The organism is Streptomyces sp. NPDC059009, from assembly GCF_042740175.1.
Taxonomy (GTDB): Bacteria; Actinomycetota; Actinomycetes; order Streptomycetales; family Streptomycetaceae; genus Streptomyces.
In genome coordinates this window covers 107,508-132,149 of record NZ_JBHYJB010000018.1, presented here as the reverse complement: position 1 = coordinate 132,149, position 24,642 = coordinate 107,508, and the positions used below count along the sequence as shown (strand labels likewise).

At 72.1% G+C, this 24,642-nt stretch carries 18 protein-coding genes and 1 pseudogene; 8 read left to right on the top strand and 11 right to left on the bottom strand.

The window, feature by feature from the left end; all coding sequences use genetic code 11:
* Window positions 1-6: 6 nt before the first annotated feature.
* The 3 genes from ACFWYM_RS19775 (at window position 7) to ACFWYM_RS19765 (ending at window position 3,644) form a co-directional block, all read left to right on the top strand.
* Window positions 7-450: a hypothetical protein gene (locus tag ACFWYM_RS19775; RefSeq protein ID WP_384838356.1), complete on the top strand. Its 444-nt coding sequence runs from the start codon at window positions 7-9 to the stop codon at window positions 448-450.
* On the top strand, window positions 447-2,405 hold the full coding sequence (locus ACFWYM_RS19770; RefSeq protein WP_384838353.1) for an esterase-like activity of phytase family protein: 1,959 nt from the start codon (window positions 447-449) through the stop codon (window positions 2,403-2,405). The genes ACFWYM_RS19775 and ACFWYM_RS19770 overlap by 4 nt, the downstream gene beginning before the upstream one ends.
* 138 nt (window positions 2,406-2,543) lie before the next feature.
* Window positions 2,544-3,644 carry a hypothetical protein gene (locus ACFWYM_RS19765; RefSeq protein ID WP_384838462.1) on the top strand — a complete coding sequence of 367 codons (1,101 nt, stop codon included), beginning with the start codon at window positions 2,544-2,546 and terminating at the stop codon, window positions 3,642-3,644.
* Window positions 3,645-3,654: 10 nt separating this feature from the next.
* On the opposite strand, the gene ACFWYM_RS19760 is transcribed toward ACFWYM_RS19765, so the two are convergent.
* Window positions 3,655-4,254: a TetR/AcrR family transcriptional regulator gene (locus tag ACFWYM_RS19760; protein ID WP_384838350.1), complete on the bottom strand. Its 600-nt coding sequence runs from the start codon at window positions 4,252-4,254 to the stop codon at window positions 3,655-3,657.
* Between the two features lie 100 nt (window positions 4,255-4,354).
* Between ACFWYM_RS19760 and ACFWYM_RS19755 the strand changes: the two genes are divergently transcribed.
* On the top strand, window positions 4,355-5,287 hold the full coding sequence (locus ACFWYM_RS19755; protein ID WP_384838347.1) for an oxygenase MpaB family protein: 933 nt from the start codon (window positions 4,355-4,357) through the stop codon (window positions 5,285-5,287).
* On the opposite strand, the pseudogene pulA reads toward ACFWYM_RS19755, so the two are convergent.
* The 6 genes and pseudogenes from pulA to ACFWYM_RS19725 form a co-directional block, all read right to left on the bottom strand.
* Window positions 5,288-7,867: pseudogene (gene pulA / locus ACFWYM_RS19750) on the bottom strand (pullulanase-type alpha-1,6-glucosidase); the annotation flags it as partial.
* A 317-nt stretch (window positions 7,868-8,184) separates the two neighbouring features.
* Entirely contained in the window at window positions 8,185-9,273 is a 1,089-nt protein-coding gene (locus ACFWYM_RS19745) for a LacI family DNA-binding transcriptional regulator (RefSeq protein ID WP_384838344.1), read from the bottom strand.
* On the bottom strand, window positions 9,261-10,916 hold the full coding sequence (locus ACFWYM_RS19740) for a glycoside hydrolase family 13 protein (RefSeq protein ID WP_384838342.1): 1,656 nt from the start codon (window positions 10,914-10,916) through the stop codon (window positions 9,261-9,263). The genes ACFWYM_RS19745 and ACFWYM_RS19740 overlap by 13 nt, the downstream gene beginning before the upstream one ends.
* A 33-nt stretch (window positions 10,917-10,949) precedes the next feature.
* On the bottom strand, window positions 10,950-11,798 hold the full coding sequence (locus tag ACFWYM_RS19735) for a sugar ABC transporter permease (protein WP_384838460.1): 849 nt from the start codon (window positions 11,796-11,798) through the stop codon (window positions 10,950-10,952).
* A 5-nt stretch (window positions 11,799-11,803) separates the two neighbouring features.
* On the bottom strand, window positions 11,804-12,826 hold the full coding sequence (locus ACFWYM_RS19730; protein WP_384838339.1) for a carbohydrate ABC transporter permease: 1,023 nt from the start codon (window positions 12,824-12,826) through the stop codon (window positions 11,804-11,806).
* Window positions 12,827-14,098, bottom strand: a complete 1,272-nt coding sequence (locus ACFWYM_RS19725; RefSeq protein WP_384838337.1) for an extracellular solute-binding protein — start codon at window positions 14,096-14,098, stop codon at window positions 12,827-12,829. It abuts the gene before it with no gap.
* A gap of 246 nt (window positions 14,099-14,344) precedes the next feature.
* On the opposite strand from ACFWYM_RS19725, the gene ACFWYM_RS19720 reads away from it, so the two are divergent.
* The 3 genes from ACFWYM_RS19720 (at window position 14,345) to ACFWYM_RS19710 (ending at window position 17,953) form a co-directional block, all read left to right on the top strand.
* Entirely contained in the window at window positions 14,345-15,388 is a 1,044-nt protein-coding gene (locus tag ACFWYM_RS19720) for a LacI family DNA-binding transcriptional regulator (RefSeq protein WP_384838334.1), read from the top strand.
* A gap of 172 nt (window positions 15,389-15,560) precedes the next feature.
* A complete protein-coding gene (locus ACFWYM_RS19715; RefSeq protein WP_384838332.1) occupies window positions 15,561-16,940 on the top strand; it encodes an alpha-amylase family protein in 1,380 nt (459 codons plus the stop codon).
* 38 nt (window positions 16,941-16,978) lie between these two features.
* Window positions 16,979-17,953, top strand: coding sequence for an aldo/keto reductase family oxidoreductase (locus ACFWYM_RS19710; RefSeq protein ID WP_384838330.1), 975 nt, complete (start codon window positions 16,979-16,981; stop codon window positions 17,951-17,953).
* Here ACFWYM_RS19710 and ACFWYM_RS19705 read toward each other — a convergent pair.
* Complete coding sequence (locus tag ACFWYM_RS19705; protein ID WP_384838327.1) at window positions 17,950-18,741, bottom strand: NAD(P)H-dependent oxidoreductase; 792 nt, start codon at window positions 18,739-18,741, stop codon at window positions 17,950-17,952. The genes ACFWYM_RS19710 and ACFWYM_RS19705 overlap by 4 nt on opposite strands.
* A gap of 413 nt (window positions 18,742-19,154) precedes the next feature.
* Here ACFWYM_RS19705 and fusA point away from each other — a divergent pair, with 413 nt between their 5' ends.
* Entirely contained in the window at window positions 19,155-21,275 is a 2,121-nt protein-coding gene (gene fusA / locus ACFWYM_RS19700; protein ID WP_384838324.1) for an elongation factor G, read from the top strand.
* An 80-nt stretch (window positions 21,276-21,355) separates the two neighbouring features.
* Here the strand turns inward: fusA and ACFWYM_RS19695 are convergent, their stop codons facing one another.
* From ACFWYM_RS19695 to ACFWYM_RS19685, 3 genes are all read right to left on the bottom strand, one after another.
* Window positions 21,356-21,670, bottom strand: coding sequence for a hypothetical protein (locus tag ACFWYM_RS19695; protein WP_384838321.1), 315 nt, complete (start codon window positions 21,668-21,670; stop codon window positions 21,356-21,358).
* Window positions 21,670-23,559: a serine/threonine-protein kinase gene (locus tag ACFWYM_RS19690; protein ID WP_384838318.1), complete on the bottom strand. Its 1,890-nt coding sequence runs from the start codon at window positions 23,557-23,559 to the stop codon at window positions 21,670-21,672. The genes ACFWYM_RS19695 and ACFWYM_RS19690 overlap by 1 nt, the downstream gene beginning before the upstream one ends.
* An 87-nt stretch (window positions 23,560-23,646) precedes the next feature.
* A complete protein-coding gene (locus ACFWYM_RS19685) occupies window positions 23,647-24,555 on the bottom strand; it encodes a GNAT family N-acetyltransferase (protein WP_384838315.1) in 909 nt (302 codons plus the stop codon).
* Window positions 24,556-24,642 lie beyond the last annotated feature (87 nt).

Here is a 24,642-nt window from a genome sequence, read left to right as displayed (position 1 = left end):
TGCGTCATGTACGTACGACTGTCGGTGCACGGACCGGATCCCACCCAGCAGGCGCTGGAGTTCCGGTCGCTCTCCCGCTGGCTGACCGAGCAGGGCGGCGAGCTGCGCGGCACGGGGATCACGGTCAAGGACGTGGGCGACGAACCCGCACCCGGAGAGATGGGCGGGACCTTCGAGGTGCTGCGCCTGCTCGCGGAGCACGGGCCGAACTGGGGCGCGCTGGCCGTCGCCGTCATCTCCTGGCGGGACGCGCGGGCGGCGCGCGGGGCGCTCCGGGTCGCGCGCGAGGGCTCCGGCGAGGACTCCGCCACGGATGAGGACTCGGCCGCGGACGGCATCATGCTCTCCGCCGCCGACCTGCGCGACCCGGACGCGCTGCGCCGCGCGCTGGAACGGCTTGAGGAGCTCGCCCGGGAAGGCGCGGACACGCCCCCGGAGGGGGACGCGTGAGCGCCTCGGACGAGGAGCGGCTGCGGCGGGCGAAAGTGTCCGCCTGCGTCCTGATCGGCGTCGACGCGTACAACCATCTGCCCGGGCTCCCCGCCGTGCAGAAGAACGTGGCCAGGCTGGGCGAGCTCCTCGCGGACACCGACATCTGGGGTGTGCCCGGGACACAGATCACGCCGGTCCGGAACCCGGAGTCCTCCGGGGCCGTGATCGACGCGATCCTCGCGGCGGCCGAGCGGGCCACCGACACCCTGCTCGTCTACTACGCCGGTCACGGACTGCTCGACATCCGCAGCGACCAGCTGTACCTCGCGCTCCCCGGCTCGCAGCGCGGCCGCCGGGAGAAGGCGCTGCAGTACGACACGCTGCGGACGTACATCGAGGAACAGAAGCACTCCGTGAAGCGCCGGATCATCGTGCTCGACTGCTGCTACAGCGGCCAGGCCGCCAACGGCAGCACGCTGGCAGCGGACAGCGACGCCCCCGAAGAGAGCCTCATCGCCATCGAGGGCTCCTACATCCTCACGTCGACGGGCAGCGACCTCAAGGCCCAGGCCGAGGGCGAGGGCGGCTTCACGGCATTCTCCGGCGAGCTGATCCGCCTCCTGGAGCGGGGCGACCCGCAGCACCCGGACCGCGGGCACCTCTCGCTCGACCAGATCCACCACACGCTCCGGCGCTCCCTCATCAAGAAGAAGTTCCCGGAGCCCAGGTGCCACGACGACGGCAGCATCGGTGAACTGCCCTTCGTACGGAACAACCTGGCCTCCCCCGAGCCCGAGCCCGCGCCGCCGCGTCAGCGGTGGGGGCGGCGACGACTCACGACGTGGGGCACGCTGCTGACCGTGACGGGCGCCGCAGCCGGCGTGGGCGGCACCCTCCTGTGGGGGCCAAAGGCCCCGGAGCCGCACACGACCAGCCCCACCGCCGCCGTCCCCGGCCCCTGCGGCAAGGACAGCCCCGCCACCCTGCTCGATGTCTCCGACCGGCTCGACCAGTCACCGAACGACGAATACCTGGGCAACAAGGTCGACGGCCTCTCCGCTCTCGCCCTGACCGGCACCCGGGACGGCGTCCAGCAGGCCCTTGCGGTGCGTGACGACGAGCCCGCGCAGCTGTTCCGGATCTCCCTGGGCACCCCCTTCGACCTGCGCCCCGAGGTCACCGAGGTGCAGGGGCTCTACAAGGCCGACCACAGCAGGTTCGCCGAGTTCGACGGCGAGGGCCTGGTGGTCGAGAAGGACGGCAGGACGGCGCTGGTCAGCTCCGAACTCGGCCCCGCCGTCCGCCGGTTCACCGTCAGCGACGGCAAGCAGACCGGCCCCGGCATCCAGGTCCCCGCCGCCTTCCGGCCGCCCCCGCAGGGCGAGGCCGAGCGGACCCGCAGCCTGGAGTCCCTGGCGGTCACACCCGACGGCGGGCATCTCTTCGCGGGCATGGAGGGCCCGCTGCTCCAGGACGACGACGTGCACGGCCGCCACCAGGTGCGGATCGAGCACTACAAGGGATCGTCGGGCGGCGCCTACACCACGGCGGGGCAGTACGCGTACCAGACCGATGAGGGCCTGTATCTGAGCGAGCTCGTGGCTCTCGACAAGGACCATCTGCTCGCCCTGGAGCGCGGCTACATCAGCCAGCTCGGCAACGGCATCCACGTCTACGAGGTGGACCTGTCCAAGGCCGACGACGTGCGCGAGGACGACTCGCTCGGCCGGGACGACGCGGATGTCCTCGCCCCGAAGAAGCCACTGTTCAACCTCGGCACCTGCCCCTCCCGCGGAGTCCGCTCGGACGAGACCCAGCCCAATCCGGTCCTCACCAACGTCGAGGGAATGGCCCTCGGCCCGAAGCTCTCCGGCGCGTACGCGGGCAACCGCGTCCTCTACCTGATCGCCGACAACAACGCCCGCCCGTCGCAGTCCACCCGTGTCTACTCCCTGGCCGTGCGGCTCGGCTGACCGGCCCGGATAAGCTGCGGGGTGGATCATTTGTCCCCCACACCCGACCCAGGAGAGACCCCGGTGACCGTAGCGATCGACCCGTCCGAAGAAGCCGTCGCAGCCGTGGAGCCGGCCGAGGAGGCCGAGGAGGCGGCGCTGCCCGCGCAGGAGGGCCAGGAGAGCCGGGAGGGCCTGGCGGGCGGCGTGCACGAGACCGTCGCGCGGGACGCCCGGGACTTCGGGGCGTACGCCCGTACCGGCGGGTGGGCCTTCGGGCTGAAGGTGGCGCGGAGCGTGCGGCCCGGCGGGGAGGCCGCGGGGGCCTCGGACAAGGTGTCGGCGAAGGAGTTCAGCGAGCTCGCCGGGTGCTCCGCCGAGCGTGTGATGCGCTACTACAAGGCGTGGGACCGGGCCGCCGACGACGGTCTCGTGCCGCACTTCGAGGCGCTCGCGCCGGGCCAGGACGTCGAACTGCCGGACGCCGACGTGTGGTTGACGTACTACGTCTCGCGGTCCAGCGCCTCCTCCGTGCGCGGCACCGCCATCAGCGCCGCCGCCGAGGCCGAGGGCATCAAGCCCACCAAGGCCCTGGAGGTCGCGGAGAACCCGACCGCGCTGCGGGCCGCGATCCTCGCCGACCCCTCCACCGCGCAGGCCGCCCGGCACGCCCTCCTCGACCGCCTCAAGGAGGACCCGGAGCTGCAGACCGAGCTGGCCCGCGACATCGCCCGCACCGACGAGCTGAAGAAGGCCGTCGCCAGCGAGTCCCGCGCCGCCGACCGCATCGGCTATGTGCGCCAGATCGCCGAGACCGGGGAGTTCAAGTCCCCCGCCGGGCAGACCCTCGACGCACCCGCCGAGCTGCGCGCCGAGGCCGAGCGGCACCTCTCCCTCATCGACGAGCTGGACGACGACGAGGACGCGGGCGAGTGGGCCGGGGAGGCGTACGACACCATCAAGGGCCTGGTCGTCGAGACCGTCGAGACCGATCCCGAACTGCGCGTCCAGGAGCGCCGGACGAAGTTCTACAGCAGCCTGCAGAAGGCCACGAAGGTCTTCGAGGAGCTCACCTTCGACGACGCCGAGATGGATGACATCTTCGAGGACGACATGCTGCAGCGCCTGGAGGAGCTCCAGGCCGCCCTCGGCACATGCATCACCGCCTTGCGGCGGGCGTCGGAGCCCGCCGCCCCGGCGGCTCCCGTGACCTTCGACGACGACCCCGCCACCGTCGTCAACGCCGTCGGCACCGAGTGAGGCAACTCCCCTACCGCGTGGCCCTGTTGGCCGTCACCACCAGGGCCACGCAGTGGTCGGTCAGGCGCTGCCGGTCCACCGTGAGGGTGCCGTCGAGGTGGGCGATGAACAGGTTCGTGAGCGCGCCCACCAGGCCGAGGGCCGCCATGTGGCGCTCCGCCGGGTCCGTGACCGCGGAGAGCTGGTCGTGGACCAGCGCGACGAAGGCGGGGACCAGCGCCAGGCCCTGGCCGCCGAGCACCGGCTCCCGCAGGGGGGCCAGGAGCAGGACCCGGGCCGTCTCCGGTGTCTCCACGAGGAGTTGGACGAACGCCTCCACGGCCGCGCGGGCCACCTTGTCGGGGCCCGCGCCCTCAGAGTCCGCCACCGCCCCCGCCAGGACCTCGTGGGCGACCGCGCCCACGTGCGCGTACACCTCCCGCACGAACGCGTCCCGGTCGCCGAAGCTCTCGTAGAAATAGCGCTCGGTGAGCCGCGCCCTGCGGCAGGCCGCCCGCACCGTCACGCCCGGGCGCTCGGGGGCGCCCAGCAGGGCGACGCCCGCCGCGAGCAGGTCGGCGCGCCGGGTCCGGCGCCGCGCGTCGAGCAACTCCCGTTCCGGTCCGCTCACTTGACACCTCCTGTGGGTCTTCTTAGCGTGACAACGCACGTTGTCAGTACCACATCTTGACCGGCCGTACGCGGCGTACGGCGTGACGGGAGCTGACGCGATGACGGACGACCTCCTCGGGCCCTCCTCCCTGACCTGGAAGTACTTCGGGGACTGGCGCGGGATCCTGCAGGCGCTGTGGGCGGGCTCGATGCAGAACATGCACCCCAAGCTCGGTGCCGCCGTCGAGCAGCACTCGGACTTCTTCAGCGAGCGCTGGGAGCGGCTGTACCGCTCGCTCTACCCCATCGGCGGCGTCGTCTTCGACGGCGAGCACGCCGAGCGGACGGCGCGCGAAGTGCGCGACTACCACCGGGAGATCAAGGGCGTCGACGACCGGGGGCGGCGCTACCACGCGCTGGATCCGGACGTCTTCTACTGGGCGCACGCGACCTTCTTCTACGGCACGGTCCTCACCGCCGAGCACTTCTGCGGCGGCATCACCGAGGAGGAGAAGCGCGGGCTCTTCGCGGAGCACCGGGCGTGGTACGCGCGGTACGGGGTGAGCATGCGGCCGGTGCCGGAGACGTGGGAGGACTTCCAGGCGTACTGGGACGACATGTGCCGTCGCGTCCTGGAGGACAACAAGGCCACGCGCGACGTCCTCGACATCGAGCGGCTCGACCGGCCGCCGTCCGCTTCCTGGCTGCCGATGCCGGTGTGGCGGCTGGTCCGGGTCCCCGTCGGCCGTGGCTTTCTCTGGCTGACCGTGGGGCTCTACGACGAGGTGGTGCGGGAGCGCCTCGGGTACACGTGGTCGCGGCGGGACGCGCGGCTGCACCAGCTGGTGGGGCGGGCGGTGGGCGGGGCGTTCCGGCTGGTGCCGCCTCGTCTGCGCAAGCATCCGCGGGCCCGGGACGGGCTCGACCGGGTGCGGGGGCGGGTGCCCGCGAGCGCACCGCTGCTCCACACCCCCGTACGGAATCTGCCGCCGCTCGCGGAGCGGGGCAAGGCGATGCACTACTGCCCGGTGCATGCGGAGCGGCGGGCCTAGTCAGCGGCTGAACACCGCCACCGTGCGCGCGGGCACCGTGAACGTCCCCGAACTCCCGTCGTACGACGCCGACTTGACCACCGGGTCGGAGCCCTTCGCCTGCGCCCGGTGCAGCTCGTACCGCGCGCCCTTGACGGCGTCGACCGTCTGCGACTGGCTGCGCGGTGTCGCGTTGAAGACGACGACGAGACGGCCCAGGCGCATGGTGACCACACCCGGGGTCTCGGCGGGCGTGCCGGAGAGGGGGAACGACAGCTCGGACTGGACCTGGGCGGCGGTCGCGAGGGAGAACGCCGGGTCCGTGGCGCGCAGCCGCGTCAGGTCCTGGTAGGCAGCCGACGCCGCGTTGATCTCCGTGCAGCCGGGGGTGAGGTTCGGGGCGGTCAACAGGGGCTTCGCATAGGGCCACTTGTCCTTGTTGTCGGCGGCCATGGGCAGTCCGCGGCCGAAGCCGTTGCCGTCCCGGCAGTCCCAGTGGATGGCGTTGAACCAGTCGCCGCTGTCGAAGGAGTTGCGGTCGAGGGACTTGGAGCGCAGCAGGTCCGTGCCCGCCTGGGAGAGGGACGGGCCCTGGGAGAGCGTCGCCGTCGCCATCGCGAGGACCTGCATGCGGGCCCGTTCGGCGGGGGTCCTGGCCGGGGGCAGCTTGTAGGCGAGGGCGTCGTAGAGGGTCTCGTTGTCGTGCGCGTCGGCGTAGGCGAGGGCGTCGCCAGGGGCCTGCGCGTAGCCGGCGGGGGCGCCGTTGTAGTCGACGTCCGCTCCGGTGACGCGGCGGCCGGACGAGTCCGTGAAGGTGTAGTCCGCCAGGTTGCCGGTCAGGCCCACCTTGAGCAGGTCCTGGTAGTGGAGGAGGCGGGCCTTCTGCTCGGCCGGAGTGCCGTTCGCCTTGGAGGAGTTGGGGTCGGTCGCCAGGCCCGTCGCGAAGCCCTGGACGCCGGGGTCCGCGTCGAAGGGGGAGCCGCCGCGCACCGCGTCACGAGCCCGGTCGGAGAAGGTCCCGACGCCGGTGCCCGCCATGTGGCGCTGGGTCGCCTGCACGAAGCGGGCGTCGTCCGCGATCTCGCCGAAGTTCCAGCCCTCCCCGTAGAGGATGATGTTCTTGCCGTCGACGCCGTCCCGCTCCGGGGTGAGCGCGTCGAGGGCCTTGCGGACCGCGAGGATGTTGGCCCTGGGGTGGTGGCCCATCAGGTCGAAGCGGAATCCGTCGACCTTGTACTCCTTGGCCCAGGTGACGATCGAGTCGACGACGAGCTTGCCCATCATGGCGTTCTCGGGGGCCGTGTTCGCGCAGCAGGTGGACGTGGCGACCGTGCCGTCGGCGAGGAGCCGCTGGTAGTAGCCGGGCACGATCCTGTCGAGGACGGAGCGGTCGGCCTGCCCGCTCGCGGCGGTGTGGTTGTAGACGACGTCCATCACGGTGCGCAGGCCCGCCCGGTTCAGGCCCTGCACCATCCGCCGGAACTCGACGGTGCGGCGCGGCCCTTCGGGGTCGTCGGCGTAGCTGCCCTCGGGGACCGTGTAGTGCAGCGGGTCATAGCCCCAGTTGTAGGCGTCCTTGGCCGCGGTCTTCGCGACGCACTTCTGCTGAGCCTCCGAGTCCGGCGGCAAGGCCGCCAAGTCGCAGTCGGGGGCGGCCTGTTCGGCAGTGCGCTCGGGGACCGTGCTGAAGTCGAAGGCGGGCAGGAGGTGCACATACGAGGTGCCGGACTTCGCCAGCGTACGGAGGTGCCTCATGCCGTCGGAGCGGGAGTCCGTGAACGCCAGGTACTTACCAGGGTGGTGGGAGGTGCGGTCCTCGATCGAGAAGTCGTGGATGTGCAGCTCCTGGATCTGCGCGTCCCGCAGCGGGGTCGCCCGCGGCTTCTTCAGGCGCGCCCAGCCCGCCGGGGCCAGCCTCGGGTCGTGGAGGTCGACGAGGAGGCTGCGGGCCGAGCCGGCGGTGAGGGCCGTGGAGTAGGGGTCGGTGACCTTGTTGGTGACGACCTTCTGGACGCTGGGCGCCCACACCTTCACGACGTACCGGTACGGCTTGCCCGCCCAGGAGGCGTGGCCCCGCACGGACCAGACGCCACTCGCGTCGTCGCGCCGCATCGGGACGCGCTCGCCGTCGAGTTCGAGGGCGACGGACTGCGCCGTGGGGGCCCACACCGCGAGCGAGGGGCGGTCGGCGTCGCGGAAGTCCGGGCCGAGGGTGGCCCGGGTCGCGGACGGCGCGTACAGGTCGTCGAGCACGCCCTGGGTCTGGACTCCGGCGGCGGCGAGCGGGGTGCCGTCGGCGGCGCGGCGGACGGCGACGAGCTGGCCGGTGAGGGCCTCGCGGACCTGGTCGCGGTCCTTCGGGTCGACGGAGTAGGCCGCGTAGTCCTTGAGGTGCGGGTACCTGGCGCCCTGGGCGGCGGTGAGTCCGCCGGGGACAGGGGTGAGCCCGATGTGCCGCCCCCCGCCGGTGAGTTCGCCGCCCTCGAGGGCGAGGCTGCCGTCCGCCGAGTACCTCAACTCCTGTGTGGCGGACGCGCCTTGGGGGTCCCAGGCGACGGTGTCGCGGTCGATCCACTGGGCCCGCGCCTTCGTCAGGTCGAGGGGGGCGGGGGCCTCGACCCTCGCCGCGGCGGGGGGTGCGGCGAGGGCCGGGGAGGCGAAGGGGGCCGCGGCGGCCAGCACCGCGAGGGCTACGGCCGCCGCGGTGCGGCGTGGGGTTCCGGTCACGGGGTTCTCCTTGCGACGAGGGTGCGTGCGGTATCGCTCTCGAGCAGTCGCAAGCTCTTACGCAAGACCTTGCGGCGGTGTTACCTTCAACCACGCTCCGGTCCGGACGGCCGGGGGACCTGTCCAACGGGCCCCACGCGCCCGGCCGTCCGGACCGGAGTTCAGCTCTCATCAGCTGCAAACAGATCGGCTCAGCCCCGCGCCTGCGCCGTCGAGCCGCGCACCACCAGCTCCGGCTGGAACACGAACTCCGTGTGCTGCACGGGGTTTCCGTGCATCTCCTCCAGCAGCGCGCCCACCGCGGCGGTGGCCATCGCCTGGACGGGCTGGCGCACGGTGGTGAGCGGCGGGTCCGTGAACGCGATCAGCGGGGAGTCGTCGAAGCCGACGACAGAGATGTCGCCGGGCACGTTCAGCCCGCGCCGGCGCGCCGCGCGCACCGCTCCGAGTGCCATCATGTCGCTGCCGCACACCATCGCCGTGCACCCCTGGTCGAGGAGCGCCCCGGCCGCTGCCTCGCCGCCCTCGACGGTGAACAGGGTGCGCTGCACGCGCAGTTCGGCCTCCCCCTGTGCCAGGCCGAGCATGCCGTGCAGCGCCGCCGTGAACCCCTCGGCCTTGCGCCGCGAGGGGACGTAGCGGGTGGGGCCGATGGCCAGGCCGATGCGTTCGTGGCCCAGGTCGACGAGGTGGCGCACCGCCATCCGGGCGGCCGCCCGGTCGTCGGGCGAGACGAAGGACACCGGGATGTGTTCGTTGTAGCCGTTGATGAGGACGAACGGCACGCCCCGGCCCGCGAGTTCGAGATAGCGGGTGGGGTCGGCGGTGGTGTCGGCGTGCAGCCCGGACAGGAACACGATGCCGCTGACGCTGCGCTCCTCCAGCTGCTCCACCAGCTCGTCCTCGGTGGCCCCGCCCGGCATCTGCGTGCACAGCATCGGTGTGTAGCCGTGCCCGGCGAGTACCTGCTCGATGACCTGCGCGAAGGCGGGGAAGATCGGGTTGCTGAGCTCGGGCACGACCAGGCCGACCAGGCCCGCGCTGCGCCGCTTCAGGCGCAGCGGCCGCTCGTAGCCGAGGACGTCCAGGGCGGCGAGGACCCGCTGCCGGGTCGCGGTGGCCACGCCCGGCTTGCCGTTGAGGACCCGGCTCGCGGTGGCCTCGCTCACCCCGGCCTGGGCGGCGATGTCCGCGAGCCGGGGTGCACTGCGCTCCCCCGGCGCCGCACCGCGCTCCCCCGGCTCGCTCGGCCGCGGCAGGGAGACGGTCACACCGCCCACCAGACGGTGGAGTCGGCCCCGAGAAGGGCATGGTCGCCCTCGATCGCCACCTCGCCCGCCGCCAGCAGGACCCGCCCCGGTACGGGGACACCGGCCGCCGCACCCGTCGTGTTGGCGGTGCACACGAAGCCGCCCTCGCGCCGGAAGGCCAGCACGCCCTCGGGGGCGTCGAGCCACTCCAGCGCGTCGCCCGCGCCGAGCCCGGGCTGTTCCCGGCGCACCGCGAGCGCGCTGCGGTACAGCTCCAGGGTCGAGTCCGGGTCGCCGGTCTGGGTGCGCACGCTCAGCTCGCCCCAACTCGGCGGCTGGGGAAGCCAGCTGCCGCCCGTACCGAATCCGAAGCTCGGTCCTTCGGGGGTCCACGGGATGGGCACCCGGCAGCCGTCGCGGAAGCCGTCCTGCCCCTGGGCACGGGTGAACGACGGGTCCTGGCGCACCTCGTCGGGCAGGTCCGTGACGTCGGGCAGGCCGAGCTCCTCGCCCTGGTAGAGGTAGGCGGAGCCGGGCAGGGCCAGCATCAGGAGGGTCGCGGCGCGGGCCCGGCGCAGGCCGAGTGCGCGGTCGCCGGGGGTGCGCAGCTGGGTGCCGAGTCCCGGCGGGTTGGCGAAGCGGGTGGCGTGCCGGGTGACGTCGTGGTTGGAGAGCACCCAGGTGGCGGGGGCGCCGACGGGGCGCATCGCGGTGAGCGAGGCGTCGATGACCTCGCGCAGCTCGGCGGCGTCCCAATGGGTGCCCAGGTACTGGAAGTTGAAGGCTTGGTGCATCTCGTCGGGGCGGACGTAGTGCGCGGTGCGCTCGACGGTGGGCGTCCACGCCTCGGCGACGAGCACCTTGTCGCCCGCGTACTCGGCGAGGACCGTGCGCCAGCTCCGGTAGATCGCGTGCACGCCGTCCTGGTCGAAGAACGGCATGACCGCGTTGCCGAGCAGCTGCAGCTGGTCTCGGTGGCCGATGTCGGGCAGGCCCTCGGCCTTGACGAGTCCGTGGGCGACGTCGACGCGGAAGCCGTCGACGCCCAGGTCCAGCCAGAAGCGCAGGATGGAGCGGAACTCGTCGTGGACGGCGGGGTGTTCCCAGTTGAAGTCGGGCTGTTCGGGCGCGAAGAGGTGCAGGTACCACTCGCCGTCGGCGGTGCGGGTCCAGGCGGGGCCGCCGAAGATGGACTCCCAGTCGTTGGGCGGGAGTTCGCCGTGCGCGCCCTTGCCGGGGCGGAAGTGGTAGCGCTCGCGCAGCGGCGAGCCGGGGCCCTCTGCCAGGGCGCGCCGGAACCAGTCGTGCTGGTCGGAGGAGTGGTTGGGCACCAGGTCCACGATGATGCGCAGGCCCAGGTCGTGGGCGTCGCGGATGACCTCGTCGGCGTCGAGGAGGGTGCCGTAGGTCGGGTCGATGGCACGGTAGTCGGCGACGTCGTAGCCGCCGTCGGCCTGCGGGGACGCGTAGAACGGGCTGAGCCAGACGGCGTCGACGCCCAGGTCGCGCAGGTAGGGCAGGCGGGAGCGGATGCCTTGCAGGTCGCCCGTGCCGTCGCCGTTGCCGTCGGCGAAGCTGCGCGGATAGACCTGGTAGATCACCGCGCCGCGCCACCAGTCCGTGCGGGTGCCGCCTGCGGTGGTGGTGGCGGAGGCGGCGAGATGCTGGGTCATGTCTTCCCTGGGATGGTGAAAGGGGCGGGGAGGTCAGGACTTCGTCGCGCCGGCGGTCAGGCCGGAGACGAGGTGGCGCTGGACGAAGCCGAAGACGACGGCGGCGGGCACCGCGACGATCACGGCGGCGGCCGTCAACGAGCCCCAGTCGCTGGTGTATTGGTTGACGAAGGTCTGCAGTCCGCCGGCGAGCGTGAGGTTCTCCTCGCCGGTGAGGAAGGCGGAGGCGTACGCGACCTCGGCCCAGCCGGTGATGAAGGTGTAGAAGCCGGTCACGGCGAGCCCGGGCTTGGCCAGCGGCACGATGAGCCGCCAGAAGGTGCCGAACGGGTTGAGTCCGTCCACCCGGCCCGCCTCGTCGATCTCCACCGGGATGGTGTCGAAGTAGCCCTTCATCATCCAGGCGCTGAACGGCACGGCGATCGTCAGATACGTGAGGACGAGGCCGACCGGCTGGTTCAGCAGGCCGAGGCTCCCGAGGAGGTTGTAGAGCGGCACGATGAGCACCGCTACGGGGAACATCTGCGTGATGAGCAGCAGCCACATCAGCGGCCGCATGCCGGGGAACTTGAAGCGGCTGACCGCGTACCCGGTGGTCGCCGAGATGAGCACGCCGACGACCGTGGTCAGTCCGACGACGAGCAGTGAATTTCCCACCCAGTCCAGGAACTTGGTGTCGTTGACGACGTGGTCGTAGTTGCCGAACGTGAAGTCCTTCACCAGGTCGGTGGAGAACGCCTCGCTCTGCGGCTTGAAGGAGGTGACGAGCAGCCACAGCGGCGGCAGCACCGCGACCGCGCTGGCGAGGAGCAGGGTCACGTGCAGCGCGACGGAGGCGAGTGGTCCGCGCTCGCCGCGCGGCCTCGGCTTGTTCTTGGTCATCGAGGTCACCACACCTCTCCTTGCTTGCGGAGCGCGCGGCGGTAGGCCACCGCGATGAGCGAGAGGAGCAGCAGGATGAGCACGCCCCAGGCGGCCGAGCCCGCGAAGTCGCGGGGGCTGACGACGAACGAGAGCCGGTAGGCGTACGTCACCAGGATCTCCGTCGCGTCACCGGGTCCGCCCCTGGTCAGGAGGTAGATGACCGGGAACATGTTGAAGGTCCAGATGCCGCTGATGAGGATGACGGTGCTGCTCACGGTGCGCAGCCCCGGCAGGGTGATGTGCCTGAAGCGCTGCCAGGCGTTCGCGCCGTCCATCTCGGCGGCCTCGTACAGCTCGCCCGGGATGGACTGGAGCCCGCCGAGCATGGCGACGAGCATGAAGGGGACGCCCAGCCAGACGTTGACGGTGACCACCGAGATCTTCGCCCAGGTCGGGTCGTTGAGCCACGGGACCGCGTCGATGCCGCCGCCGGCGAGGATCTTGTTGAGCAGGCCGCTCTTCTCGTTGAAGAGCAGCCGCCACGTGAAGACGGAGACGAAGGCGGGCACGGCCCACGGCAGGATGAGCGCCATCCGGTAGAGGGAGCGCCCGGCCAGCTTGCGGTTGAGCATGTTCGCGAGGATCAGGCCGAGCGTGAAGGACAGCGCCACACAGGAGACCGTCCAGACGACGGTCCAGGTGAGGCGGTCCCAGAAGACGCCGTCGGAGAGGATCGACCGGTAGTTGTCGAGGCCGACCGACTTGTAGGTCGCCGGGATGTCGTTGACGCCGATGTGCCGCTCGACGTTGGCCTCGTTGGCGTCGGTCGTCGACAGGTAGGCGCCGCGCACCAGCGGGTAGCCGATGATGACGCCGATGACGATCACCACGGGGGCGACCATGCTCCAGGCGTACCAGTGGGTCGAAAGGGCCCTGCGCAGCCGCCCCGGGGGCGCGCTCCTGCTCTTGCCGGTGCGGTGGCCGCGGCCGCGGGCGCTCGGGGCACCCGTGGCCGCGGCCGCCGGCCGGCCGGTGTCGGCCGTCATCTACTTGTAGTCCTTGAGGAGCTTGCGGTACGCGTCGCCGACGTCCTTCGCCGCATCGTCGGGCGAGGTCTTGCCGGTGAGGACCTTGCCCATCTCCAGGCGGATCGGCTCGAAGAGGGAGTTGGCCTCGGGGATCCACGGCCGCTGCACGGATGTGGCGACGGCGGGCTTGAAGAACTGCACCATCTGGTTGCCCTTGACGGACTTCGCCTCGTAGACGGAGGTGCGGGTCGGCAGCAGGCTGAGCTTCTCGGTGGTCTGCTGCTGGACCTTGGCGGAGCTCATGTACTTGATGAACTCGTAGGAGGCGTCGAGGTTCTTGGAGCCCGCGTAGGCGGAGAGGTTCCAGCCGCCCTGCGGGGACGCCTGGCGCGCGCTGCCCGCCGGGACCGGGGCGACGCCGAGGTTGCCCTTGTCGTTCTTGAACTGCTTGCCCGCGAGGGCGCCTTCGATGGACCAGGGGCCGTCGATGGCCATCGCGACGTCGCCGTCCTTGAAGGCGTTGAGCTGGTTGTTGTAGCCGTCGCTCGCGTCGGTGGTGGCGGCCTTGGAGTCGACGAGGTCCTTCATGACCTTGAAGGCGGCGGCGCCGGGGGCGTCGTCGACGGTGACCTTCTTGTTCTTGGTGTCGAGGAGGTCGCCGCCCTCTCCGTAGAGATACGGGAGGTAGTAGTACGGGTCGTCGCCGCGCAGGTAGAGGCCGGTCTTGCCGGACTTCGACTTGATCTTCCCGGCGGCGGTCTTCACCTCGTCGAAGCTGGTGGGGACCTTGACCCCGGCGTCCTTCAGCATCTTCTTGTTGTAGAAGAGCGCGAGGGAGTCGATGGTCTGCGGCGCCGCGTACGTCTTGCCCTTGAACTTGGTGCTGGCGACGGCCTGCCCCAGGTAGTCGTCGGGCTTGTCGAGGGCGGGCGTGCCGTCGAGCGGGGCGAGGTAGCCGAGGTTGGCGAAGTCGGCGACCCAGGCGACCTCGGTGCGCATCACGTCGGGGGCGCCGGAGTTGCCGCCCGCGGCGTTCTTGAACTTGGCGTTGGCCTCGCCGAACGCGACGTTCACATAGTTGACCTTGACGCCGGGGTGGAGCTCCTCGAAGCCCTTGGCGAGCTTCTGGTACGTGCCCTTCTCGGCGTCGTTCGAGGTGTCCCAGAAGGTGACGGTGCCGGACAGCTTGCCGCCCGAGCTCTTGCCGCTGTCCCCGTCGTCTCCACCGCACGCCGCCGCCGTCAGGGCCAGGGCAGCGACCAGTGCGGTGGCCGCTATGCCACGCCGCATGTGAACTCCTTCAACTGATCCCGGAACAAGGGGAGGCCGGGTTGCCAGGGAACGTAACAGGATTGAAAAGCGGCCGAAAGAGCTTGCGGGAAATTTCTGCAAGGAGTGCAGCCGATCGTTACCGGCACGTATCCCGGCGCCGGGGACGGCGGGGGCCGGACCTGCAAGTCCCCTGCGGAGCGGCCGACTTGCGCAAGTTGCCGCAGCCGGTGGGCAGGGCGTGGGCCGACGGGTACAGTCCAGGCCATGACCGCACGGCTCGTCGACATCGCAGCCCAGGCGGGGGTCAGCGAAGCCACCGTGAGCCGGGTGCTCAACGGCAAGCCGGGGGTGGCGGCGGGCACCCGCGAATCCGTCCTCGCCGCCCTGGACGTGCTCGGCTTCGAGCGTCCCGTGCGGCTCCGGCAGCGCGGCAGCGCCGGACTCGTCGGCCTGATCACGCCCGAGCTCAGCAACCCGATATTCCCCGCCCTCGCGCAGGTCATCGGCCAGGCCCTGACCCGCCAGGGCTACACCCCGGTGCTCGCCACCCAGACCCCCGGCGGCTCCACCGAGGACGAGCTGACCGAGATGCTGGTGGACCGCGGCGTCTCCGGGATCATCTTTGTCTCCGGGCTGCACGCCGACACCACCGCCGACATGGAGCGCTACGACCGGCTGCGCGCCAAGGGCGTGCCGTATGTGCTGGTCAACGGCTTCTCGCCGAAGGTCCGTGCGCCCTTCGTCTCGACGGACGACCGGGCCGCGGCCCGCCTCGCCGTCACCCACCTCGCCTCGCTCGGCCACACCCGCATCGGACTCGCGGTCGGCCCGCGGCGGTTCGTGCCCGTGCTGCGCAAGATCGAGGGCTTCAGGCGGGCGGCGCAGGAGCGGCTCGGGCTCACGGCCGAGGAGTCGGAGAAGCTGATCGAGCACTCCCTCTACACCCTGGAGGGCGGGCAGGCCGCGGCCGCGACGCTGATCGAGCGGGGCTGCACGGCGATCGTGTGCGCCAGCGACATGATGGCGCTCGGTGCCGTACGGGCCGCAAGGGAGCGGGAGTTGACGGTGCCCGGGGACATCTCGGTGGTCGGCTTCGACGACTCGCCGCTCATCGCGTTCACCGATCCCCCGCTGACCACGATCCGCCAGCCCGTCGAGTCGATGGGGCAGTCGGCGGTGCGCACCCTCCTGGAGGAGGTCGGCGGGACGCCCGCGCCGCACAGCGAGTTCGTGTTCATGCCGGAGCTGGTGGTGCGGGACTCGACGGCGGCGCGCGCGGCGGGGCAGCGCGAGCGGCGTACCGCATAGCTCTTTGCAAGTTTCTGGTTGCTCTTGCAGAAATTCTTGACGCGTCCCTGAGGGGGCGGCACTCTCTGACGCGGACAGACACACCCGCACTCTGTCCGTCCCCCCCACGGCAGCCTGGCGCGTGGCTGCCTTCGAGGGCACAGCTGTGCCCGCTCACCGAAGGAGCCGCACGATGTACCGTCGATCCCGCCTGCTCGGCGGAGGGTTGGCCGGTGTTCTGACCGCCGCAGGGCTAGCCGCGCTCGCGCCCTGGCCGTCGGAGGCGACACCCCCCGGCGACAGGACCGTCACCGCCACCCTCTTCGAGCGTCCCTTCAAGGACGTCGCCACTGCCTGCACCGACCAGCTCGGCCCGGCCGGTTACGGCTACGTCGAGGTCTCCCCCGCCACCGAGCACATCCAGGGCGGCCAGTGGTGGACCTCGTACCAGCCCGTCAGCTACAAGATCGCCGGGCGTCTCGGCGACCGGGACGCCTTCAAGGGCATGGTCGACGCCTGTCACAAGGCGGGCGTCAAGGTCATCGCGGACGCCGTCATCAACCACATGAGCTCCGGCTCCGGGACGGGCACCGGAGGGACCGCGTACTCCAAGTACGACTACCCCGGCACCTTCCAGGACCAGGACTTCCACACCTGCCGCAAGGACATCAACGACTACACCAACCGCGACAACGTCCAGAACTGCGAACTCGTGGGCCTCGCCGACCTGGACACCGGCAGCGACGCCGTCCGCACCACCATCGCGAAGTACCTCGGCGACCTGCGCTCGCTCGGCGTGGACGGCTTCCGCATCGACGCCGCCAAGCACATGGCGGCCGCCGACGTCGCCGCGATCAAGGGCAGGATGAGCGATCCGGGCTTCTGGGTCTCCGAGGTCATCCACGGGGGCGGCGAGGCCGTGCAGCCCGACGAGTACACGGGCATCGGGGACGTGGACGAGTTCCGCTACGGCGGCCACCTCAAGTCGGCCTTCCAGGGCGGGAACATCGCCCAGTTGAAGTCGGTCGCGGACGGCAAGCTGGGCAGCGGCTCGGCCCGTACGTTCGTCGACAACTGGGACACCGAGCGCAACGGCTCCACGCTCACCTACAAGGACGGCGAGCGCTACACCCTCGCCAACGTCTTCATGCTCGCCTCGCCCTACGGCTCCCCCAACGTCTACTCCGGCTACGAGTGGAGCGACAAGGACGCGGGCCCGCCGAGCGGTTCCGACGGCTGGACGAATGTGCACGCCCGGCAGGCGGTCACGGGCCTGGTCGGGTTCCGCAACGAGGTGGGCTCGGCCGAGCTCACCGACTGGTGGGACAACGGCGGCAGCGCCCTCGCCTTCGGCCGCGGCAGCAAGGGCTTCGTCGCCCTCAACAACGGCGACGGCGAACTCGCGCAGACCTTCTCGACCTCGCTCCCGGCCGGGACGTACTGCAACGTCGCCAAGGCCGCGCCGGACGACTGCGCGGGCAGCACGGTCACCGTCGGCGCGGACGGCAAGGTCACGGCGGCCCTGCCCGCGCGCGGCGCGCTCGCCCTGCACACTGGAGCCCGGACCAGCTGACCGGGCCACGGCCCGACCGGGCCCAGTGAGGGAGAGCCATGACCGCCGCTTCGACCGACATCCGTACGAGCCGCCTGTTGTACGGGTGCATGGGGCTCGGCGGCAGCCGGGACACCGACGTGTGCACCGCCGAGGACATCGCGCACGCCGAAGCGGCGGTCGAGGCCGCCCTGGCCGCCGGGATCACGGCGTTCGACCTCGCCGACATCTACCGCGGCGGCAAGTCCGAGGCGGTCTTCGGCGAGGTGCTCGCCCGGTCCGCCGGGCTGCGCGGGCGCATCCTCGTGCAGTCCAAGTGCGGCATCCGGCTCCCCGACGGCGACCGGCCGGGCCACTACGACCTGCGCGGGCCGAGCATCCTGCAGCGCGTCGAGGAGAGCCTGACCCGGCTGCGCACCGACGTCCTCGACGTGCTGCTCCTGCACCGCCCGGACCCGCTGACCGGCCCGGAGGAGATCGCGAAGGCGCTCATGTCGCTGCATGAGCAGGGCCTGGTGCGCCAGTTCGGGGTGTCCAACATGAGCGCGGCCCAGATCGCCCACCTCCAGGCACACCTCGACGTCCCGCTGGTCGCCGACCAGTTGGAGATGAGCCTGGCCCGGCGGGACTGGGTGGAGGCCGGGGTCCTGGTGAACACCCCGGCCGCGGCGGCGAACGGCTTCCCGCACGGGACGCTGGAGCACTGCGCCGACCACGACATCCAGGTGCAGTCCTGGGGCCCGCTCGCCCAGGGCCGCTACACCGGCGGCACGGGGGACTCCGGTTCCGCCGACGACCAGGCCGCGCCCGCAGCCCGCCTCGTCGCGGAGCTCGCCGAACGCAAGGGCACGACCCCGGAGACGATCCTGCTGTGGTGGCTGCGCCGCCACCCCGCCCGCATCGCCCCCGTGATCGGCAGCAGCCGCCCCGAGCGCATCCTCGCCTGCCGCGACGCCGCCGTCCGCGAGCCCGACCTCGGGCACGAGGAGTGGTACGGGCTGTGGCTCGCGGCGCGGGGCGAGCGGCTGCCCTAACCCGCTGCCCGGAGCCCCTGGGTTTCCGCCTGGTGGACGGCGAGGCCCGTGCGGCCCGGTGCCAACTCGGGCCGCAGCACCATGTGTTCGTCGTAGTCGCCGCCGTTCTGACGGCGGAAGGACAGCGGCTCCGCGGTGTCCAGGGTGCGCAGGCGCTCACGCAGGGCCGCCAGGTCCCGCGCGTAGCTCGCGTCCGTGGAGCGGTCCGCGCTGTACACCGCGAGCGGGGGCAGCGCGGTCATGCCCGTGTACCAGAACGTGCCGTGCAGCATCGGGAAGAGCACCTGGTCGAGCTGGCCGTTGATGCCGCGCGGCCCGAAGGCGGACTCGCGGCCGCCGACCGAGGTGACGATCAGGGCGCGCTTGCCCGCGAGGGGCCCGTCCCCGTAGCGCAGGACGCGCCCTTCGGCGTCATGGAGCCCGAACGCGAAGCCCTGGAGCAGGACGCGGTCGAACCAGCCCTTCAGAATGGCGGGCGGCCCGAACCACCAGAGCGGGAACTGGAAGACCAGGGCGTCCGCCCAGCTGATCTTCTCCTGCTCGGCGAGGATGTCGTCGCTCAACTTCCCTTCCTTGTACGCGCGTTCCTGCTCGTCGCCCACGAAGAGCCGCTCGGTCGACTCGCGCCGGAAGTCGTCGGCGTCCACGACGGCCTTCCAGCCCATCGCGTACAGGTCGGACGTGCGGTGCTCGTGCCCGGACTCCTCCAGGGCGCGCAGCCCGTCGGCCATCAGGGAGCCGTTCAGGGAGCGCTGGTCGGGGTGCGCGGAGATCCACAGAATTCTCATGTGTCCGAGCTTGCGTCGTGCGCCCCCGGGGCAACCACTGGCCAGATGGACAGAGCCCGCAAGGATCTCGCCACCAGAAGACTGACCATCAGAGGACCGGCCATCAGAGGACCGGCCACCAGAAAATCAGGTGACCTCGTCCGCCCTTGATCCCTACGCTGCGGATGCCGTCGAGCGAAACGAGCGAAGGGAGCCCGGCCGTGCATGACCACCACCGCACCGCCGTGAACGCTTCCTGGACGCGATTCGACGTGATCCTGGTGTCCTGCCGCGCTCGGTGCCGGCTGCGCGGCCGTCACTGAACTCCCGCGACGCACACCTGACCTGACCCGCCTTCTTCACGGGTCCCTGTTCCCGCGTCCGGGCATCGCGCTGCCCTCTCACCGACTCCACGCATCGAAAGGCCCCGGGCCATGCGCAGCACCAGCCCTCCCACCAACCCTTCCACCAGCCCTTCGTCGAACACGGTCCGAAATCTCGGCATCCTCGCGCACGTAGACGCTGGCAAGACGACGCTCACCGAGCGGATCCTGTTCCGCACCGGCGCCACCTACAAGCGGGGCGAGGTGCACGACGGCACGACCGTCACGGACTTCGACACGCAGGAGCGCGACCGTGGGATCACCATCTTCGCGGCGGCGGTGAGCTGCGACTGGGACGGCCACCGGATCAACCTCATCGACACCCCCGGGCACGTCGACTTCGCCGACGAGGTGGAGCGTTCGCTGCGGGTGCTGGACGGGGCGGTCGCCGTCTTCGACGGTGTCGCCGGGGTCGAGCCGCAGAGCGAGTCCGTGTGGCGGCAGGCCGACCGGTACGGGGTGCCGCGCATCGCCTTCGTCAACAAGCTGGACCGCGCGGGCGCCGACCTGGACGCGGCGGTCGCCTCGATCCGGGAGCGCCTGCACACCGTGCCGCTCGTGGTGCAGCTGCCGATCGGGCGCGAGGACGCGTTCACGGGGGTCGTGGACCTGCTGGCGATGCGGGCCCTGCTCTGGTCCCCGGGCGCGGACACGTACGAAGTCACGCCCGTCTCCCCGGAGTTGGCGGACGAGGCCCGCCATCGACGCCGCCTCCTGGAGGAGGCCGTCGCGGAGCTCCACCCGGCCGCGCTGGAGGAGTACTGCGCGACGGCGGCGCTCTCCGCGGCGACGCTCGCCACGGCGCTGCGCGAGCTGACCGTCGGCGGTGACGGCACGGTGGTGCTGTGCGGTTCCGCGTACCGCAACCGCGGGATCGAGCCGCTCCTGGAGGCCGTGGTGGCGTATCTGCCGTCACCCCTGGACGTGCCACCGGTGCGCGGCACGTCCAGCGGCGACACGGAGCAGGAACGGCCCGCCGACCCCCACGTGCCGTTCGCGGGCCTGGCGTTCAAGGTGAACGCGACGCCGACGGGCCGCATGACCTATGTACGCGTCTACTCGGGCACGCTCACGAAGGGAGACACCGTCATGGACGGGGCCACGGGCCGCACCGAGCGCGTCGGCCGGATCCTGCGGGTGCAGGCCGACCGGCACGCGGACGTGGACCGGGCGGTGGCCGGGGACATCGTGGCCGTGATCGGCCTGAAGACGGCCCGCGCGGGCAGCACGCTGTGCGCGCCGTCGGCACCGCTGGTCCTGGAGCCGCCGGTGGTGGCCGCGGCGGTGGTGTCCGTGGCGGTCGAGGCGCGCCGGTCCACCGACACTGGCCGGCTCTCAACTGCCCTGGCGCGCCTGCTGGAAGAGGATCCGTCGCTGTCGGTGCGGACCGATCCGGAAACGGGCCAGACGGTCCTGTCCGGCATGGGTGAGCTGCACCTGGAGGTCGCGGTGGAGAAGATCCGCCGCGCCCACGGCCTCGACGTCGGCGTGGGCCGCCCCCAGGTGACGTACCGCGAGACGGTCGTCCGCGGCGTGTCCGGCTTCGTGTACCGGCACGTCAAACAGGACGGCGGGCCGGGGCAGTTCGCGCAGGTGGTCGTCGACGTGGAGCCGCTGCCGGACACCGGTCCTGATGGTGCGGGCGAGGCCGCGGATGACCGGGGCTTCGTGTTCCGGTCCACGGTCGTCGGGGGCCGGGTGCCGCAGGAGTACGTGCGGGCGGTCGAGGCGGGCTGCCGGGACGCGCTGGCGGAGGGTCCGCTGGGCGGCCACCCGGTGACCGGCGTCCGTGTGACGCTCACCGACGGGGCGACCCATCCCAACGACTCCTCGGAGGTGGCGTTCCGCACGGCGGGCCGCTTCGCGCTGCGCGAGGCTCTGCGGGCCGGCGCCATGGAGCTCCTGGAACCGGTCGTCGAGGTCACGGCCACGGTGCCGGACGACGCGGTCGGCGGCGTGCTCGGCGACCTGGCGGCACGCCGCGGCCGGGTCTCGGGCACGGCGGTGCGCGGCGGCACGACGGTGATCACCGCGACGGTGCCGCTGGCCGAACTGTTCGGCTACGCAACGCGGTTGCGCAGCCGCACACAGGGCCGCGGCACGTTCACGACGCGGCCGGTCGGGTACGCGGGGGTGCCGGCGGCGGTGTCGTCGGCGGTGCTGGCGCGGTAGTACGGACTGGCCGGTCCGGGGCCTGTCCTGAGCCGGTCCGGCTGGCGGTCCGGCTGGCGGTCCGGGCCCGCCCCACTGGTTCACGCCGGTGGGGCGGGCCCTTCGCTTGGGGGATGCGGGGGTGTGGGGTGCGGCGGCGCGGGGCCCGGAGGCGCGGGGATGTGTGGGCTTGGAATCACGCCGCCTCCGTCGTGCTGTGCGGCGCGTCGGCGCCGCCGCTCGGTGCGGGTGCCCAGGACGCCCCAGATGATCACGTACGCCACGGTCCATGTCCCGCCCCGCGCCACCGAGTCGGGCCACCACGGGTCTCCCGAGACCGGCTTCATCACCAGGGCGAGGACCGAGCCGGTCGCGGCGGCCGAGAGCACCAGGGCCGCCCACTGCCGCCGCGTCATCAGCGGACCAGCAGGTAGCGCTGTTCGCTCGCCCCGCTCGTGCAGTCCATGCTCGCGCAGTCGGCCTTGCTCGCGGTGAAGACGATCCAGACGTAGCGGCCGGGGCCCGGGGGTGTGTAGGAGTAGCTGGAGCCCTTCATCCAGGGCTGGTGCCGCCAGCTGCCGTCGGGCTGTTGGACGGCGACCCGGGAGACGGGGCCCGTCGCCTTCCAGGTGAGGGTGACCGGGCTGTCCGCGGTGGCGGTGGCCCGGTCCGCGGGGGTGAGCGGGCGCGGCGGGTGGGGGCGCCGGACGCGGGGCTCGCCGCTCGGCTCGTCCTTCGGCGTGACGACGAAGTAGCGCTGTTCGCTCCAGACGCTGCCCGTCTTGCCGCGCCCGGCCTGCGCCGTGCTCACCGACCAGCGGTAGACCCCGGGGCGCGTGGGCGTGAAGGCGCAGCGGTCCGTGTGCATGCGCCGGGTGCGCGCCCAGTTGCTCTTGTTGTCGAGGTCGAAGGAGATCTCGGAGACCGCGCCCTTGGTGTCCCAGTCGAACGTGATCGGCTTGCCGACGACGAACGTGGCCTGGTCGGCGGGTGCGGTCTGCACGGGCGAACGGGGCACGCCCGTGGGCAGCCTGCCCGGCTCGGCGGACGCCCCGGCGTCGGTGTCCTTCTCCTCGCCCTCGCTGTCGGCTTTCTTGTCCGCGAAGCAACTCGCCACCGTGTCATGGCCGTTGGCCTTGGAGAGCAGGAGCGGCACGCTCGCACCGATGGCGCCGGCCACGGCGAGACCCGCGAGGGTCAGGACGATCGCCGTCCTGCGGCGCCGGGAGGCGGGGCGGCGGGCGGCCGGGGCGGGCGGCCCGGCCATGGTGACCATGTGGTCGGCGGGCGGCGCGGGCGGGGCCGAGGCGGCAGTCGGGGCAGCGAGTGCTGCGGCGGTCGGTGGTGCGGCAGCAGGTCGTGAGGCTGCCGCTGCTGGCGCCGCCGCGGACGACGACCCCGCCGGCACCGCGTCCGACGGCTCGGGCTGCGGCGCCCCCGTCGGCGCCACCAGCGTCCGCTGCATCTGCGGCGGCAGCCACGGCCCCGGCGCACCCGCCGGTCCGCCGTGCGCGGGCGCGAACCGCTCGATGAGCGACGCGGGCGTCGGCCGGTCCGCGGGGTCCTTGGCGAGGCAGGCCGCGACGGCCGGGCGCAGCGCCTCGGGCAGCCGGCGGAGGTCGGGTTCGGTGTGCGTGACGCGGTACAGCAGGACCTGGGGGTCCCCCTTGCCGAAGGCCGCGAACCCGGCGGCGTGGCACAGCACATGGCCGAGGCTGAACACATCGCAGGCCGGGCCGACGGGGGCGCCGGAGATCTGCTCGGGCGCCATGAACGCCGGTGTCCCGACGACCATATGGGGGCGCGTGATCCCCGTACCGTCGAGGGCGCGGGCGATCCCGAAGTCGATGACGCGGGGGCCGTCGTCGGCGAGCAGCACGTTCGACGGCTTCAGGTCGCGGTGGACGAGGCCGACCGCGTGGATGGCGTCGAGGGCCTCGGCGAGCCCCGCGCCGAGGACCCGCAGGGCCGACTCGGGCAGCGGTCCGTGCGCGGACACGGCCTCCGCCAGGGACGGCCCGGGGATGTACGCGGTGACCATCCAGGGCGGATCGCCGTGCGGATCGGCGTCCACGACGTCCGCGGTGTGGAAGCCGCCGACGCGCCGGATCGCCTCCATCTCCCTGGTGAAGCGGACCCGGAACTCCGCGTCGCCCGCGAGCTCCCGGTGCACGCACTTCACCGCGACGAGCCGCCCGCCCGGGGACCGCCCCAGGAACACGGCGCCCATGCCACCGCTGCCGAGCCGCCCCAGAATCCGGTACCGCCCCACCACCGTGGGATCACCGTCGCGCAACGGATCCACGTCCACTCCCCCGCCCCCACCAAGTGCCTGAACCGGGACAGAGTACCGACGCCACGACGCGCCGGTCCCCCCGATCCGCCTGCTTGCCTACGGGCCGATGCGCTTCTCGAACCAATGGTCGGCATACGGCTCGTCGTTGAAGGCGGGGACCTCCTCGAATCCGGCGGCGTGGTAGAGGCCGATCGCGGCGCTCAGGGCCTTGTTGGTGTCGAGGCGCAGCGCCTCGCGGCCGTGCTCGGCGGCCCGCTGCTCCAGCTCGGCCAGGAACCGGCGGCCGAGGCCCAGTCCGCGGGCGGCGGGCGCGACCCACATGCGCTTGATCTCGGCGGGGGCGCCGGGCGGCAGCTTCAGTCCGGCGCAGCCGACGGCCTCGCCGTGCAGCCGGGCCACCAGGAACAGGCCGTGCGGCGGCCGGAGTTCGCCCGCGTCGGGCAGCAGGCTGCGGGCGGGGTCGAAGCCGCTCTCGAAGCGCTCCTGGATCTCGGCGAAGTACGCGCGCAGACAGGCGGCGGCTTCGGGGTGGTCCGGGTCGACGGTGTCCAGCGTGACCGTGGCGGCCGTGAGCAGCCGGTCGACCTCCGCCATGGCGGCCACGAGGCGGGCGCGCTGGCCGGAGTTGAGCGGCTCCAGGAGTGAGGCGGCGAGCTCGTCGCTGAGGCCGTCGACCAGCTCGCGCTCGGCGCGGCCCGCGCGGGTGAGGCGGACGGTGCGCACCCTGCGGTCCTCGGGGTGCTGCTCGACCGTGACCAGGCCGTCGCCCTCCAGGGCGCGCAGCAGTCGGCTGACGTACCCGGAGTCGAGCCGCAGCCGCTCCCGCAGGCGCCGTACGTCCTGGCCCTCCGCACCGATCTCCCAGAGCAGCCGGGCCTCGCCGATGGGGCGGGCGCGGCCGAGGTAGTGGTCGTGCAGCACGCCCACGCGCTCGGTGACGGTGCGGTTGAACCGCCGCACCTGCGCGACCTGTGCCGTGTCTCTGCCGTGCGTCACCTCACTCATTCTCTGACTCTAGTCAGAGACTTTCGTACGGGGACAGTCGGGGCCAGTCGGCGCCAGTCGGGGCCGCCTCCCCGAAGGGACGCCATA

Excerpts from the sequence above, each read along its gene's own strand:
- ACFWYM_RS19775 (WP_384838356.1), top strand. The coding sequence starts at position 7 with ATGTACGTACGACTGTCGGTGCACGGACCGGATCCCACCCAGCAGGCG.
- ACFWYM_RS19755 (WP_384838347.1), top strand. The coding sequence starts at position 4,355 with ATGACGGACGACCTCCTCGGGCCCTCCTCCCTGACCTGGAAGTACTTC.
- ACFWYM_RS19740 (WP_384838342.1), bottom strand. The coding sequence starts at position 10,916 with ATGACCCAGCATCTCGCCGCCTCCGCCACCACCACCGCAGGCGGCACC.
- ACFWYM_RS19735 (WP_384838460.1), bottom strand. The coding sequence starts at position 11,798 with ATGACCAAGAACAAGCCGAGGCCGCGCGGCGAGCGCGGACCACTCGCC.
- ACFWYM_RS19730 (WP_384838339.1), bottom strand. The coding sequence starts at position 12,826 with ATGACGGCCGACACCGGCCGGCCGGCGGCCGCGGCCACGGGTGCCCCG.
- ACFWYM_RS19725 (WP_384838337.1), bottom strand. The coding sequence starts at position 14,098 with ATGCGGCGTGGCATAGCGGCCACCGCACTGGTCGCTGCCCTGGCCCTG.
- ACFWYM_RS19720 (WP_384838334.1), top strand. The coding sequence starts at position 14,345 with ATGACCGCACGGCTCGTCGACATCGCAGCCCAGGCGGGGGTCAGCGAA.
- ACFWYM_RS19715 (WP_384838332.1), top strand. The coding sequence starts at position 15,561 with ATGTACCGTCGATCCCGCCTGCTCGGCGGAGGGTTGGCCGGTGTTCTG.
- ACFWYM_RS19710 (WP_384838330.1), top strand. The coding sequence starts at position 16,979 with ATGACCGCCGCTTCGACCGACATCCGTACGAGCCGCCTGTTGTACGGG.
- ACFWYM_RS19705 (WP_384838327.1), bottom strand. The coding sequence starts at position 18,741 with ATGAGAATTCTGTGGATCTCCGCGCACCCCGACCAGCGCTCCCTGAAC.
- fusA (WP_384838324.1), top strand. The coding sequence starts at position 19,155 with ATGCGCAGCACCAGCCCTCCCACCAACCCTTCCACCAGCCCTTCGTCG.
- ACFWYM_RS19695 (WP_384838321.1), bottom strand. The coding sequence starts at position 21,670 with ATGACGCGGCGGCAGTGGGCGGCCCTGGTGCTCTCGGCCGCCGCGACC.
- ACFWYM_RS19685 (WP_384838315.1), bottom strand. The coding sequence starts at position 24,555 with ATGAGTGAGGTGACGCACGGCAGAGACACGGCACAGGTCGCGCAGGTG.